Origin of the sequence: Escherichia sp. WS1265 (assembly GCF_046487585.1) — a bacterium.
Taxonomy (GTDB): domain Bacteria; phylum Pseudomonadota; class Gammaproteobacteria; order Enterobacterales; family Enterobacteriaceae; genus Escherichia; species Escherichia coli.
Genome location: NZ_JBJQJE010000017.1, coordinates 44,643 through 59,453 on the forward strand (window position 1 = coordinate 44,643; position 14,811 = coordinate 59,453).

The 14,811-nt window shown below is 50.8% G+C and carries 13 protein-coding genes and 1 pseudogene; 7 read left to right on the plus strand and 7 right to left on the minus strand.

The window, feature by feature from the left end; translation table 11 throughout:
• Nucleotides 1-74: 74 nt before the first annotated feature.
• Together ACJHX3_RS16980 and ACJHX3_RS16985 are read left to right on the plus strand one after the other, a co-directional pair.
• Nucleotides 75-765: pseudogene (locus ACJHX3_RS16980) on the plus strand (YiiG family protein); the annotation flags it as partial.
• 353 nt (nucleotides 766-1,118) lie between these two features.
• Nucleotides 1,119-2,513 (plus strand): carbohydrate porin, encoded by a 1,395-nt coding sequence (locus ACJHX3_RS16985; protein WP_042063220.1) that lies wholly within the window; start codon nucleotides 1,119-1,121, stop codon nucleotides 2,511-2,513.
• Between the two features lie 40 nt (nucleotides 2,514-2,553).
• On the opposite strand, the gene rhaM is transcribed toward ACJHX3_RS16985, so the two are convergent.
• The 4 genes from rhaM to rhaB form a co-directional block, all read right to left on the minus strand.
• Nucleotides 2,554-2,868 carry an L-rhamnose mutarotase gene (gene rhaM / locus ACJHX3_RS16990; RefSeq protein ID WP_000619508.1) on the minus strand — a complete coding sequence of 105 codons (315 nt, stop codon included), beginning with the start codon at nucleotides 2,866-2,868 and terminating at the stop codon, nucleotides 2,554-2,556.
• Between the two features lie 9 nt (nucleotides 2,869-2,877).
• Nucleotides 2,878-3,702: a rhamnulose-1-phosphate aldolase gene (gene rhaD / locus ACJHX3_RS16995; RefSeq protein ID WP_001179732.1), complete on the minus strand. Its 825-nt coding sequence runs from the start codon at nucleotides 3,700-3,702 to the stop codon at nucleotides 2,878-2,880.
• 82 nt (nucleotides 3,703-3,784) lie between these two features.
• On the minus strand, nucleotides 3,785-5,044 hold the full coding sequence (gene rhaA / locus ACJHX3_RS17000) for an L-rhamnose isomerase (protein WP_025210074.1): 1,260 nt from the start codon (nucleotides 5,042-5,044) through the stop codon (nucleotides 3,785-3,787).
• Nucleotides 5,041-6,510 carry a rhamnulokinase gene (rhaB, locus tag ACJHX3_RS17005; RefSeq protein ID WP_024216531.1) on the minus strand — a complete coding sequence of 490 codons (1,470 nt, stop codon included), beginning with the start codon at nucleotides 6,508-6,510 and terminating at the stop codon, nucleotides 5,041-5,043. The genes rhaA and rhaB overlap by 4 nt, the downstream gene beginning before the upstream one ends.
• Nucleotides 6,511-6,798: 288 nt before the next feature.
• Between rhaB and rhaS the strand changes: the two genes are divergently transcribed.
• Entirely contained in the window at nucleotides 6,799-7,635 is an 837-nt protein-coding gene (gene rhaS, locus ACJHX3_RS17010) for an HTH-type transcriptional activator RhaS (protein ID WP_094308648.1), read from the plus strand.
• 73 nt (nucleotides 7,636-7,708) lie between these two features.
• A complete protein-coding gene (rhaR, locus tag ACJHX3_RS17015; protein ID WP_024211942.1) occupies nucleotides 7,709-8,557 on the plus strand; it encodes an HTH-type transcriptional activator RhaR in 849 nt (282 codons plus the stop codon).
• Here the strand turns inward: rhaR and rhaT are convergent.
• Complete coding sequence (gene rhaT / locus ACJHX3_RS17020; RefSeq protein ID WP_410236182.1) at nucleotides 8,554-9,588, minus strand: L-rhamnose/proton symporter RhaT; 1,035 nt, start codon at nucleotides 9,586-9,588, stop codon at nucleotides 8,554-8,556. The two genes, rhaR and rhaT, sit on opposite strands and share 4 nt — an antisense overlap.
• 284 nt (nucleotides 9,589-9,872) lie before the next feature.
• Between rhaT and sodA the strand changes: the two genes are divergently transcribed.
• The 3 genes from sodA (at nucleotide 9,873) to yiiM (ending at nucleotide 12,559) form a co-directional block, all read left to right on the plus strand.
• Nucleotides 9,873-10,493, plus strand: a complete 621-nt coding sequence (sodA, locus tag ACJHX3_RS17025) for a superoxide dismutase [Mn] (protein ID WP_001297064.1) — start codon at nucleotides 9,873-9,875, stop codon at nucleotides 10,491-10,493.
• A gap of 259 nt (nucleotides 10,494-10,752) precedes the next feature.
• A complete protein-coding gene (gene kdgT / locus ACJHX3_RS17030) occupies nucleotides 10,753-11,736 on the plus strand; it encodes a 2-keto-3-deoxygluconate transporter (RefSeq protein WP_094321787.1) in 984 nt (327 codons plus the stop codon).
• Between the two features lie 148 nt (nucleotides 11,737-11,884).
• A complete protein-coding gene (gene yiiM / locus ACJHX3_RS17035) occupies nucleotides 11,885-12,559 on the plus strand; it encodes a 6-hydroxyaminopurine reductase (RefSeq protein ID WP_042097029.1) in 675 nt (224 codons plus the stop codon).
• Between the two features lie 104 nt (nucleotides 12,560-12,663).
• Here yiiM and cpxA read toward each other — a convergent pair whose 3' ends face one another.
• Both cpxA and cpxR read right to left on the minus strand, forming a co-directional pair.
• Nucleotides 12,664-14,037, minus strand: a complete 1,374-nt coding sequence (gene cpxA / locus ACJHX3_RS17040; RefSeq protein ID WP_000580417.1) for an envelope stress sensor histidine kinase CpxA — start codon at nucleotides 14,035-14,037, stop codon at nucleotides 12,664-12,666.
• Entirely contained in the window at nucleotides 14,034-14,732 is a 699-nt protein-coding gene (cpxR, locus tag ACJHX3_RS17045) for an envelope stress response regulator transcription factor CpxR (RefSeq protein ID WP_001033722.1), read from the minus strand. The genes cpxA and cpxR overlap by 4 nt, the downstream gene beginning before the upstream one ends.
• Nucleotides 14,733-14,811: the final 79 nt, after the last annotated feature.

Consider the following 14,811-nt stretch of genomic DNA (forward strand, 5'->3'; position numbering starts at 1 on the left):
GCGATATATATTAAATTGCAGGACTTATTCATTTCGTGAATTTTATTATTTTATTTATAAACAAAATGCGTGTAGTGGCGTTAACGCCTGCGCTGCAACCTATTGATGGCGTGGCGGTAAGTTATATTGATGCTGCCGTGGCGTTGGGTAATACCATTAACGAAATGGATAAATATTACACCCAGGAAAATTATAAAGACGATGCGTTTGCGAAAGGGAAAACGCTGCACCAGACATTCTTAAAAAATCTTGAAGCCTTTGAACCTGTAGCAGAATCTTATCATGCGGCGATTCAGGAAATTAATGACAAGCGTCAGCTTAGGGAATTGAAAAATATTGAAGAAAGAGAAGGGAAAACATTCCACTACTACTCTCTGGTAGTTATGATTTCAGCGAAACAAATTAATAACCTGATATCGCAAAATAAGTTTGATGCAGAAGCGGCAATGAAGAAAGTGTCTGAACTGGAAACGCTGGTGGCGCAAGCCAAAGAAGCGGATAAAAGCGGCATGAATTTCTCGTTTATTAATTCGGCAGGCCAGTATCAACTCGAGGCTAAAAAATACGTTCGCCGCATCAGAGATAAAGTCCTGTACTCTGACTGGGATAAAGAGCAACTTCAGGACGCAAACTCAAGCTGGATGGCCGAAGACTCATTTCCCGAGAGCATTATGCGAGTACAACGAAATGGTCGATGAAATATTTCAGTCAATTGTAATCGCGGGGCGGGTTTGTGATGAGCGCGGATATGTCACGAAGTCGTGACAATATAAAGCAGAGTGAAGGATAAATTTTGTGAATAAAGTATCATTATTTAATGATTTTGTGAATGTTTAAATTTCTCAGATAATTTGTTTAAGCGTTATTTATATTTGTGGCTTATGAGTCAGCGTGAATTATATCTAATATTTTTTACGATATTTGGTTAAAAACGGCACTATTGTTATATTCCTCACGTTCCAGGAAATCAGCGGATTTACTCATATTATGCAGCGGGATACTATCCATCGGCCTGCTGAGGTTGGATTGAAAATTCGAAAGTGCACACCTTATATTTCTCTATATACGTATTCCTTTTGGAAAGCGTAGGGTCTCTTTTATTTCAGGGAACGTAAATAATGAAAAAATCGACATTATCTTTAGCCATCGGTTTATTATTGGCATGTAGTACCGGAATGGCAAAAACACAGCATTTAACGCTGGAACAACGCATGGCATTGCTGGAAGAACGCCTGGAAGCGGCAGAAATGCGGGCAGCAAAAGCAGAGAGCCAGGTTAAACAGCTGCAGACACAACAAGCCGCTGAGATCCGCGAAATTAAGGCTGCCCAGGGCAATACGCCGGTAAATGGACAGGCAACGGCGGAATCTGCAAAGAAAAATTCCACCTCACCTAATCTTTTGCTCTCAGGTTATGGCGATTTAAAAATCTACGGCGACGTAGAATTTAATATGGATGCAGAAAGTAATCATGGCCTGCTGGCAATGACCAACGCTGATGTGAATAGCGATCCCACTAATGAACAGTGGAATCTCAATGGTCGTATTCTGTTAGGTTTTGATGGTATGCGAAAACTGGATAATGGTTATTTCGCCGGGTTCTCCGCACAACCGCTGGGGGACATGCACGGTTCAGTAAATATCGATGATGCGGTATTCTTCTTTGGCAAAGAAAACGACTGGAAGGTCAAAGTAGGCCGTTTTGAAGCCTACGATATGTTCCCGCTGAATCAGGATACCTTTGTTGAACATTCCGGTAATACTGCGAACGATCTTTATGACGATGGCAGCGGTTATATCTATATGATGAAAGAGGGCCGCGGGCGCTCTAACGCTGGCGGTAATTTCCTCGTCAGCAAACAACTCGATAACTGGTATTTTGAATTAAACACGTTACTTGAAGACGGAACATCTTTATATAATGACGGTAATTATCATGGACGCGATATGGAGCAGCAGAAAAATGTTGCTTATATGCGTCCGGTAATTGCCTGGTCGCCGACAGAAGAATTCACCGTTTCCGCAGCGATGGAAGCGAACGTGGTAAATAATGCTTATGGTTATACCGATAGCAAGGGTAATTTTGTCGATCAGTCCGATCGTACCGGCTATGGTATGAGCATGACCTGGAATGGCCTGAAAACGGATCCGGAAAATGGCGTCGTGGTTAATCTTAATACCGCCTATTTAGATGCTAATAATGAGAAAGATTTCACTGCCGGGATTAACGCGCTGTGGAAACGTTTCGAGCTGGGTTATATCTACGCGCACAATAAGATTGATGAATTCAGCGGTGTAGTTTGTGATAACGACTGCTGGATTGATGATGAAGGGACGTACACCATTCATACCATTCATGCGTCTTATCAGTTCGCTAATGTGATGGATATGGAGAACTTTAATATTTACCTCGGGACGTATTACTCCATTCTGGATAGCGACGGTGATAAAAAACACGGTGATGATACTGATGACCGTTACGGGGCACGCGTTCGCTTTAAATACTTCTTCTGATGAAGGCGCGGTGCTAGATATTTTCCGGCACCGCAACTCATTAAGGCAGGTAAAACACTTCTTGCAGCTCGCTACTGACTGGGCTGTTATCCGGGTTAGCTGGCATAACGTCGGTCATATATTTCCACCAACGTTGGCAGATTTCAGTGCTGGCAACCGCATTCCACCGTTCTTCAGATTCAATCTCTACCGTGGCAAACAGCAGATTACGCGCTTTGTCGAGGTAAATGGCGTAGTTATGCGCACCGTGAGATTTCAACACTGCTTCCAGTTCCGGCCAGATTGGATTATGCCGACGCTGATACTCTTCGTGGGCGTCGGGGTTAACCTGCATGACAAAGGCTTTGCGGATCATGTTTGCTCCTTACAGCGCCAGCGCACTGGCGAGTGGTGTAACGCCGAAACGCTGGCCGAGTGCTATCAACTCTTCACGACTGATGGTCTGTTTCATGCCGCCCATCGAATAAACCTTCACTAATACTTGTGCTGATTTTTCTGCGGTGTCGATTAAACCGAATGTTTCATCCAGTGTCGGACCGCTGCCGAAGACGCCGTGGAAGGGCCACAACACCAGCGAATGTTTTTGCATTTCCTGTGCGGTCGCCTGGCCGATTTCGTCCGTGCCGGGCACCATCCACGGCAAAATGCCGACGCCATCCGGGAACACTACCAGACATTCGGTGCTGCCTTCCCACAGTTGGCGAGTGAAGACCGCGGTGTCGTTTTCCAGTACGTAGGTAAGGGCGATCAGGTTGGTGGCATGGCAGTGCATGATCACCCGATCTTTACCGTTGGTGGCTTTAATGCGTTCGCAATGAGAGAGGAAGTGCGCCGGAAGTTCAGAGGTTGGAACGGCTTCGTGAGTTAGCCCCCAGAGAATGTGGTAGCCCGCGCCGTCGCTGTCGACTTTTACGACGCCTAAGTTAGCCGCAGGATCAAGCTGGACGTTGCGGAAGAATTTGCCGGAGCCGGTGACAATAAACGGTGTATTTGCCAGTAAAGGCATGGGCTGGCTGAGCGGGATATAGCGCGGTTGTGCATGAAAGTTGTCGTGATAAGGCGCGATATCGGCGTCATCCAGGCGTAGCGTCAGGTTGCCGCCGTTGCGCTCGTCCCAGCCTTTCAGCCAGGCGTCGGTGGTGGCTTTAATCATTCCCTGGACAAACCAGGACTGAGTAATGTTTTGCATGTTCGGTGTTCCTGTAAATTCGGTGTTGTCGGATGCACGATCTGTCGGCCGAATAAGGCGCTCGCGCCGCATCCGGCAGTGTTTACCCACGCTGGCTCAAAATTTCTTTTTCATAAGCCCGCACGCTCTCCAGCCATTCGCTACCTGCTGGGGTATCGTGACGCTGACAATACATTTCCCACACCGCCTGCCACGGCAACGATTTCTGCTCTTCCAGCAGTGCCAGACGCGCACTGTAATCGCCCGCCGCTTCCAGCTTACGCAGCTCAGCGGTAGGTTCCAGCAACGCACGCAGCAGGGCTTTTTTCATATTGCGTGTACCAATGACCCACGCAGCAATACGGTTGATAGAGGCATCAAAGAAGTCGAGGCCGATATGCACCCGGTCAAACAGATCGTGACGAACAATCTCACTGGCAATCGCCTGGGTTTCATCATCCAGCAGCACTACGTGATCGCTGTCCCAGCGAACCGGACGGCTGACGTGCAGCAGCAACTGCGGCACATACAGCATGGCGGCGGAAATCTTGTCGGAAATCACTTCAGTCGGGTGGAAATGCCCGGCGTCCAGGCACAGCGCCGTCTGGCGGCTGGTGGCATACCCCATGTAAAACTCATTGGAGCCAACCGTGTAGCTCTCCGCGCCAATACCAAACAATTTGCTCTCAACGGCGTCGATATGGTGCGCCGGATCCAGCTTCTCGCTGATCACTTCATCCAGTGCTGCCAGCAAACGCTGACGTGGGGCGAGACGGTCAACGGTGATATCTTTCATGCCATCCGGGATCCAGATGTTCATCACCGACGGTGTGCCAAGTTGCTCGCCAAAATAGGCAGAAACGCGACGGCTGGCTTTGCAGTGATCAATCCAGAACTGGCGAATACTGTCGTCGGCATGGGAAAGCGTAAAGCCATCGGCGCTTAGCGGATGCGAAAAACAGGAGGGGTTAAAATCCAGACCGAGCTGATTGGCTTTCGCCCATTCAACCCAGTTTTTGAAGTGCTCTGGTTTGATCTGGTCGCGCGCGACGGGTGTGTCTGATTCCAGATAGATGGCATGTAAATTAAGCCGTTTCGGCCCCGGAATCAGCCGCATAGCCTGTTCCAGATCGGCACGCAGCTCACTGGCATTACGCGCTTTGCCCGGATAATTGCCAGTAGCCTGAATCCCCCCGGTCAGCGAACCTTCCGGGTTCTCAAAACCGGAAACATCATCGCCCTGCCAGCAGTGCATTGAAACGGGTAAACGATCAAGTTGGCGCAGCGCCTCCTCGACATCAATCCCCACCGCCGCGAAACGCTGTTTCGCCAGTTCCCAGGCCTGTTCCAGTTGAGTGGTCATGCGCAAAGCTCCTTTGTCTGTCGTGTAGAGTGAATCCGCGCCACATAGTGGGCAATTTCACTGTCAGGATTAGGGGTAAAGGTGGTCAGATTCGCGGTGGTGCTGACGATCTGACGGAAATCATCCACATTGTTGAGTTCATCCAGCGTCATTAACTGGATGCCGATATTGCCGAGCGTCGAGGCTTCAACAGGCCCGGCGATCACCCGAATACCGCAGGCATCAGCACATAACTGGTTGAGCAGCGCGTTCTGGCAGCCGCCGCCGACAATATGCAGTTGCGAGAAATCTTCACCGCGCAGCTGCGCCAGCTCATGCAACACATCGGCATACAGCAGCGCCAGACTGTCGAAAATGCAGCGCGCCAGTTCAGCATCACTTTCCGGGATCGGTTGCGCCATTTCCCGACACGCAGCCTGAATTTCGCTGCACATCGCGTCAGGATTAATAAAGCGATCGTCATTGGGATTGATGATGAAGCGGCAGGCCGGAAGTGCCTGTGTCGCGGCGATAAGCGCCGGGAGATCGTTGATTTGCCGCTCCTGAAGCACCCGCTGAAGCAGCCATAAGCCCATAATATTTTTCAGCACCCGATAGCGACCTTCCGCCCCACCTTCATTGGTGATATTGGCGGCCAGCGCCGTGTCATTGGTAAATGGCGTCTGGCTTTCGAAGCCCATCAATGACCAGGTGCCAGAAGAGAGATAAGCGGCGCGTGAACCGTTTAACGGCGAGGCGATAACCGCGCTGGCGGTATCATGGCTGGTAACGGCGACCACCGGAATCTCATTACCCTGCGGGCAAATCCAGTGCCCAATGACATTACCCGGATGCGTCGGGCGACCAAACCAGGCTTTGTTGGCACCGCTCCACGCCAGTAGCGACTCGTCCCAGTCGTCGCTATTGATATTGACCAGTTGCGTGGTCGTGGCGTTGGTGTACTCCCAGTTCATCTTGCCGGTCAGGCGATAACTAAAGTAATCCGCCATCAGCAGAGCGTGAGCAATGTGTGGAATAAGCTCAGGTTGTTGCTCCGTCAGCGCACGCAACTGATAGATCGTATTGAAGGGCAGAAACTGGATGCCGCTACGCTGATAAATATCGCGTTTGCCGAGTTGCTGTTGTGCCTGCGCCATCAGGCCATTGGTGCGGCTATCGCGATAAGCAACAGGCAGGCCCACGCGCTGACCCTGTTGGTCGAGCAACACAAAGTCCACGCCCCAGGTATCAATCCCAATGCTATCGATACGAATCCCTTCCTCGCACACCTTGTTTAGCCCAAGGCGAATGGCACTTTCCAGGCTATCCACATCCCAGGTGACATAACCGTTCTGGCTATGCAGCCCATTGTTAAAACGATGGATTTCACGCAGCGTCAGGCTGCGGCATTCACGCTCGTAACGCGCCAGCATCACGCGCCCACTGGATGCGCCGAGATCGACGGCGACACAATTGCGAAAGGTCATAAATGTGATCCTGCTGAATTTCATTACGACCAGTCTAAAAAGCGCCTGACTTCGCGACCTTCTCGTTACTGACAGGAAAATGGGCCATTGGCAACCAGGGAAAGATGAACGTGATGATGTTCACAATTCGCTGAATTGTGGTGATGTGATGCTTACCGCATTTCCTGAAAATTCACGCTGTATCTTGAAAAATCGACGTTTTTTACGTGGTTTTCCGTCGAAAATTTAAGGTAAGAACCTGACCTCGTGATTACTATTTCGCCGTGTTGACGACATCAGGAGGCCAGTATGACCGTATTACATAGTGTGGATTTTTTTCCGTCTGGTAACGCGTCCGTGGCGATAGAACCCCGGCTCCCGCAGGCGGATTTTCCTGAACATCATCATGATTTTCATGAAATTGTGATTGTCGAACATGGCACGGGTATTCATGTGTTTAATGGGCAGCCCTATACCATCACCGGTGGCACGGTCTGTTTCGTCCACGATCATGATCGGCATCTGTATGAACATACCGATAATCTGTGTCTGACCAATGTGCTGTATCGCTCGCCGGATCGATTTCAGTTTCTCGCCGGGCTGAATCAGTTGCTGCCACAAGAGCTGGATGGGCAGTATCCGTCTCACTGGCGCGTTAACCACAGCGTATTGCAGCAGGTGCGACAGCTGGTTGCACAGATGGAACAGCAGGAAGAGGAAAATGATTTACCCTCGACCGCCAGTCGCGAGATCTTATTTATGCAATTACTGCTCTTGCTGCGTAAAAGCAGTTTGCAGGAGAACCTGGAAAACAGCGCGTCACGTCTCAACTTGCTTCTGGCCTGGCTGGAGGACCATTTTGCCGATGAGGTGAATTGGGATGCCGTGGCGGATCAATTTTCTCTTTCGCTGCGTACGCTACATCGGCAGCTTAAGCAGAAAACGGGACTGACGCCTCAGCGTTACCTGAACCGCCTGCGACTGATGAAAGCCCGACATCTGCTACGCCACAGCGAGGCCAGCGTTACTGACATCGCCTATCGCTGCGGATTCAGCGACAGTAACCACTTTTCGACGCTTTTTCGCCGAGAGTTTAACTGGTCACCGCGTGATATTCGTCAGGGACGGGATGGTTTTCTGCAATAACGCGAATCTTCTCAACGTATTTGTACGCCATATTGCGAATAATCAACTTCGTTCTCTGGCCGAGGTAGCCACGGTGGCGCATCAGTTAAAACTTCTCAAAGATGATTTTTTTGCCAGCGACCAGCAGGCAGTCGCTGTGGCTGACCGTTATCCGCAAGATGTCTTTGCCGAACATACACATGATTTTTGTGAGCTGGTGATTGTCTGGCGCGGTAATGGTCTGCATGTACTCAACGATCGCCCTTATCGCATTACCCGTGGCGATCTCTTTTACATTCATGCTGACGATAAACACTCCTACGCTTCCGTTAACGATCTGGTTTTGCAGAATATTATTTATTGCCCGGAGCGGCTGAAGCTGAATCTTGACTGGCAGGGGGCGATTCCGGGATTTAGCGCCAGCGCAGGGCAACCACACTGGCGCTTAGGTAGCATGGGGATGGCGCAGGCGCGGCAGATTATCGGTCAGCTTGAGCATGAAAGTAGTCAGCATGTGCCGTTTGCTAACGAAATGGCAGAGTTGCTGTTCGGGCAGTTGGTGATGTTGCTGAATCGCCATCGTTACACCAGTGATTCGTTGCCGCCAACATCCAGCGAAACGTTGCTGGATAAGCTGATTACCCGGCTGGCGGCCAGCCTGAAAAGTCCCTTTGCGCTGGATGAATTTTGTGATGAGGCATCGTGCAGTGAGCGCGTTTTGCGTCAGCAATTTCGCCAGCAGACTGGCATGACCATCAATCAATATCTGCGGCAGGTCAGAGTGTGTCATGCGCAATATCTTCTCCAGCATAGCCGCCTGTTAATCAGTGATATTTCAACCGAATGTGGCTTTGAAGATAGTAACTATTTTTCGGTGGTGTTTACCCGGGAAACCGGGATGACGCCCAGCCAGTGGCGTCATCTCAATTCGCAGAAAGATTAATTCGCCATGCCGATGCCGACGATGTTGGCGGCAACAATAATCACCACACAACCGAGGCTCAACACCGTTACCGGACGGCGACCTGCATTGTTCCACTCTTTCAGCACCAGCCCGACGATACCGCCGCACAATACATAGAAGCTCATATGCAGCATCCAGCTGATGTAGTCATACTGCGCCGGAATACGCGCGTGGCCCCAGGCATAGAAAAAGAATTGCAGATACCACATCAACCCGCCCAGTGCTGAGAGTAACACATTGTGAATGATCAGCGGTTTTGCCAGCGAGAAGTCGGCTTTTAGCGACAAATCCTTCACTTTTGCCAGACGAATGACGCAGAAACCGAGGTTAATGATCGCGCCGCCGCCCATGATGACAACATAGCTTGGCAGAGCGACATACAGTGGATCGACGCCCAGTGCAGCAGCGGCTTCATGCATCGGTTTTGCGGCGTTCATCGCAAAGGACATCCCAGCAGAGAAAATGCCGCACATCACCGCCAGCACCAGCCCTTTTTTCAGATTGAACTCTTCGGCTTTAATGCCCATCTTGCGCTCTTTCAACTGCCCGGCGCGAGTTACAATCCCTACGCCAATCAGCGCCACCAGAACGCCGAGCAACGTCATGCGTCCGCCTTCGGTATTAATCAGCACATCGAAATTGCCGTTTATAATTGGCGTCATCAGCGTACCGACAATCAACGTAATGCCAATGGCGATGCCAATTCCCATCGACATGCCGAGATAACGCATGGTCAGGCCGTAGTTGATATTACCGATCCCCCACATAGCGCCGAACAGAAAAACAGGCAGCAGCGTAGAGAGACTAAACGAGCTGTAATACGCCCAGAAATTCGGCAGTAACAGGGCGCTGATGGCCCACGGCAGAATAATCCACGAAACAATCCCACCGACTGACCACATGGTTTCCCATGACCATTTTTTTACTTTTTTGAACGGAGCGTAAAAACAGGCTGCACTGGCCGCGCCGATCAAATGCCAAAATATCCCCATCGTAATCGCGTTACTCATCTTCTTATCCTCATCATTTTTCGTCGCGTCACATCTCCGACGAGATGAGTGTAAAAATCGTGCTGTCGATTAACCTTTCGCCTGTTGCCGCCGTTGTCGATTTACTGGCAATCACGGCATTAAGTGGGTGATTTGCTTCACATCTCGGGCATTTTCCTGCAAAACCATACCCTTACGAAAAGTACGGCATTGATAATCATTTTCAATATCATTTAATTAACTATAATGAACCAACTGCTTACGCGGCATTAACAATCGGCCGCCCGACAATACTGGAGATGAATATGAGCTATACCCTGCCATCCCTGCCGTATGCTTACGATGCCCTGGAACCGCACTTCGATAAGCAGACCATGGAAATCCACCACACCAAACACCATCAGACCTACGTCAACAACGCCAACGCGGCGCTGGAAAGCCTGCCAGAATTTGCCAACCTGCCGGTTGAAGAGCTGATCACCAAACTGGACCAGCTGCCAGCAGACAAGAAAACCGTACTGCGCAACAACGCTGGCGGTCACGCTAACCACAGCCTGTTCTGGAAAGGTCTGAAAAAAGGCACCACCCTGCAGGGTGACCTGAAAGCGGCTATCGAACGTGACTTCGGCTCCGTTGATAACTTCAAAGCAGAATTTGAGAAAGCGGCAGCTTCCCGCTTTGGTTCCGGCTGGGCATGGCTGGTGCTGAAAGGCGATAAACTGGCGGTGGTTTCTACTGCTAACCAGGACTCCCCGCTGATGGGTGAAGCTATTTCTGGCGCTTCCGGCTTCCCGATTCTGGGCCTGGATGTGTGGGAACATGCTTACTACCTGAAATTCCAGAACCGCCGTCCTGACTACATCAAAGAGTTCTGGAACGTGGTGAACTGGGACGAAGCAGCGGCACGTTTCGCGGCGAAAAAATAATCATTTGCCGCCTGCTGCAATGAGGCGTTTACGCCGCATATCAGCTTAAAAAATGAACCATCGCCAACGGCGGTGGTTTTTTTGTGATCAATTTCAAAATAAAAACAATGATCCGATAAAAATAAAACAGTGTTTCAATTGATGTGGTTTTGATCACTTTTATTGATTAAATGAATGTCTATCTTCGTTTCCATCAACACTGATGCTCCATTGAGGAATGACGCATCAGCCCTTAAAAATATGCCGACAGGTGATGGAAATGCAGATAAAACGCTCGATTGAGAAAATCCCGGGGGGGATGATGCTCGTCCCGCTATTCCTTGGCGCACTGTGCCACACCTTCTCGTCGGAGGCGGGGAAATATTTTGGATCATTCACCAACGGGATGATTACCGGTACGGTGCCCATTCTGGCGGTGTGGTTTTTTTGCATGGGGGCGTCAATAAAATTAAGCGCGACGGGAACGGTATTGCGTAAATCCGGCACGCTGGTGGTAACAAAAATTGCCGTCGCGTGGGTGGTTGCGGCAATTGCCTCGCGCATTATTCCGGAACATGGTGTTGAAGTTGGATTCTTTGCCGGACTTTCAACGCTGGCGCTGGTGGCGGCGATGGATATGACCAACGGCGGACTTTACGCTTCCATCATGCAGCAGTACGGCACAAAAGAAGAAGCTGGGGCATTTGTGTTGATGTCATTGGAGTCCGGGCCGCTCATGACGATGATTATTCTGGGCACTGCCGGGATTGCCTCGTTTGAACCGCATGTTTTCGTCGGCGCAGTATTACCGTTCCTGGTGGGCTTTGCCCTTGGGAACCTTGACCCTGAATTACGAGAATTTTTCAGCAAAGCGGTGCAGACGCTGATTCCATTCTTTGCCTTCGCGCTGGGCAATACCATTGATTTGACTGTAATTGCCCAGACAGGTTTGCTGGGGATCCTGTTGGGTGTGGCAGTAATTATCGTGACCGGTATTCCGTTGATTATCGCCGATAAATTGATTGGCGGTGGCGATGGCACTGCCGGAATTGCCGCTTCCAGTTCCGCAGGGGCTGCGGTAGCGACACCTGTGCTGATTGCTGAAATGGTGCCTGCGTTTAAACCGATGGCTCCGGCAGCAACTTCGCTGGTCGCGACAGCGGTCATTGTGACTTCGATTCTGGTGCCAATTCTTACCTCTATCTGGTCACGTAAAGTCAAAGCCAGAGTGGCGAAAATCGAAATTTTAGGCACGGTAAAATAAACCTGCTTCCTTAATCCCCACAGCCGGATGAACTAACGTTCGTCCGGTTTGCTATTGAGCTCCTGCCTGGATACATACCGCGAAAACAGCACGCCTGACATAAAATAAATATGGTCTAATGGGGAAATTTCTCGTGGAGAGGGAACAGATGCGATATCCGGTTGATGTATACACAGGCAAGATTCAGGCTTATCCCGAAGGCAAACCCAGCGCAATTGCCAAAATCCAGGTTGATGGTGAGTTGATGCTGAGGGAGCTGGGGCTGGAAGGTGACGAGCAGGCGGAGAAAAAGGTTCACGGCGGGCCAGACAGAGCGCTGTGTCATTATCCTCGTGAGCACTATCTCTACTGGGCGCGGGAATTTCCGGAACAGGCGGAGTTGTTTGTTGCGCCTGCGTTTGGCGAAAATCTCTCAACCGACGGTCTGACGGAAAGTAATGTTTATATTGGCGATATTTTCCGCTGGGGAGAGGCATTAATTCAGGTCAGCCAGCCACGCTCACCTTGCTATAAACTCAATTACCATTTTGATATCAGCGATATAGCGCAGTTGATGCAAAACACGGGTAAAGTTGGGTGGTTGTATAGCGTGATTGCGCCAGGGTTGGTATCTGCTGATGCGCCACTGGAGTTGGTTTCCCGTGTCAGTGATGTGACCGTGCAGGAGGCTGCCGCCATCGCATGGCATATGCCGTTTGATGACGAGCAGTATCACCGTTTACTCTCCGCCGCCGGGTTATCGAAAAGCTGGACGCGGACGATGCAAAAGCGCCGACTGAGCGGCAAGATCGAAGATTTTTCCCGCCGGTTGTGGGGAAAATAACCCCCGGAGTGTAGGCCTGATAAGACGCTATCAGCGTCGCATCAGGCATCCTGCTCAAATGCCGGATGCGGCGTAAACGCCTTATCCTGCCTACAATGCGGAGTTTAACTCCGCTTATACAGCGGCAACCAAATCACCAGCCGTAAACCGCCAAGCGGGCTGTCTTCTGCCTTCACCCAGCCACGATGCTGCTGGATGGCGGTTTCAACAATCGCCAGCCCCAAACCTGTACCGCCAGATTCACGATCGCGTGCTTCATCGGTACGATAGAACGGACGGAAAATCTGTTCGCGATCTTCCGGGCTAACGCCAGGACCATCGTCATCCACCGTAATGGTGATACCGTCTTTATCTACCGCAAAGCCCACTTCAATCTTCGTATGGGAATAACGCAGGGCATTACGAACAATGTTTTCCAGCGCACTCTCCAGGGCGTTCGGGTTGCCGTACAGCGGCCACGGCCCAGGCGGGAAGTTAACCGTCAACGACTTGCCCATCTGTTCTGCTTCGAACGCCGCGTTATCCAGCACTTCACTCCACAACTGGTTGGCTTTGATGGTCTCACTCACCAGCGCGTTTTTCTGCTGATTACGTGACATCACCAACAGATCGTTAATCATGCTGTCCAGACGTTGCGCTTCGGTTTCAATACGCTCCAGTTCCTTGCTTTCACCGCTACGACGGCGCAGTAACGCCGTACCCAGTTGCAGACGCGTCAGCGGGGTGCGCAGCTCGTGAGAGATATCAGAAAGCAGACGCTGCTGAGAGGTCATCATGCGCTCCAGCGCGGTGACCATCTGGTTAAAACTGGCACCTGCGGCAAGGAATTCCTGTGGCCCCGCTTCCAGTTCCGGGTGCTGACGTAAGTTTCCCTGGGCAACTTCATCGGCCGCGTTTTTCAGCTTACGCGCCGGTTTTGCCAGACTCCAGGCCAACCACAACAGCAGCGGCGTACTGACCAGCATGGTGACAATCAGCAGTAATAGCGGGCGGTCAAACAGTAAGTTAATGAAATCGGATTGAGAACTGCTGGCCGGACGAATCAGATAAAGTTGGTAATTATCTTCGCCATCACGCACGGAGAACGGACCGACCAGTTCCACGCGGCCATACTTTTTCTTCTGCGGATGATCGGCGTTATCGGCCTGACCAATAAAGTTACGAATGATCTGCATTTCGCTGCGTTCAGCGCCGATCACGCGGCCCTCGGTGGTCACCAATAACAAACGCTGTCCTGGCGGTGCCCACTTATCAATCGCCCGGAACAGACGCCGCCACCACATTAAATCGTTGGGCGGATCGTTCGCCAGTTCCGCTTCAACATGCTGCTCAATCATCAGCCCCTGACGCTGTTCGCTATCCAGAAGCTCGGTCATCTGGCGTGAATCGAGCTTGGGTAACATCAAAACCAACATCAACACCAGCGCCAGCGTCAGCCAGAAGATGGCGAAGATGCGCGCGGTTAAGCTGCCTATCATGAAGCAGAAACCATCAGATAGCCGCGACCACGCAAGGTTTTAAACCACGGGTGACCATCTTTACGATCCGGCAGTTTACGACGCAGGTTGGAAATGTGCATATCGATAGCGCGGTCGAAAGGCGTCAGGCGTTTGCCCAGCACTTCCTGGCTTAAATGTTCACGGGAAACCACCTGACCCAGATGCTGTGCCAGCAAATAGAGCAGGGTAAACTCAGTACCGGTTAACTCCAGCGTTTGCCCGTCGAAGCTGGCTTCCTGACGGCCTGGATTCAGCACTAAGGCATCAACTTCCAGTGTCGGTGAACCGTTGTCGTTGTTTTGCTGTTGTTCGCTCCAGTGCGAACGGCGCAGGATCGCGCGAATACGTGCCACCAGCTCACGATCATTAAACGGTTTCGGGAGATAGTCATCTGCGCCCAGCTCAAGGCCGAGAACGCGATCAAGTTCACTGCCGCGCGCCGTCAACATAATGACAGGCGTCTGGTGTGTCTGGCGAAGTGCTTTTAATGTGTCGATACCATTTTTCTTCGGCATCATTACGTCAAGCAAAAGTAAATCAATGCTGTCGTCCAGAAGATCAAGCGCCTGTTCCCCATCGTGGGCAACAATCACGTTGAAGCCTTCCATCTCGAGCAGCTCCTTTAATAGGGAAGTCAGCTCTCGGTCATCATCAACTAACAGGATTTTATTCATTGTTTAAATACCTCCGAGGCAGAAATTACGTCATCAGACGTCGCTAATCCATGACTTTACGTTGTTTTACACCCCCTGA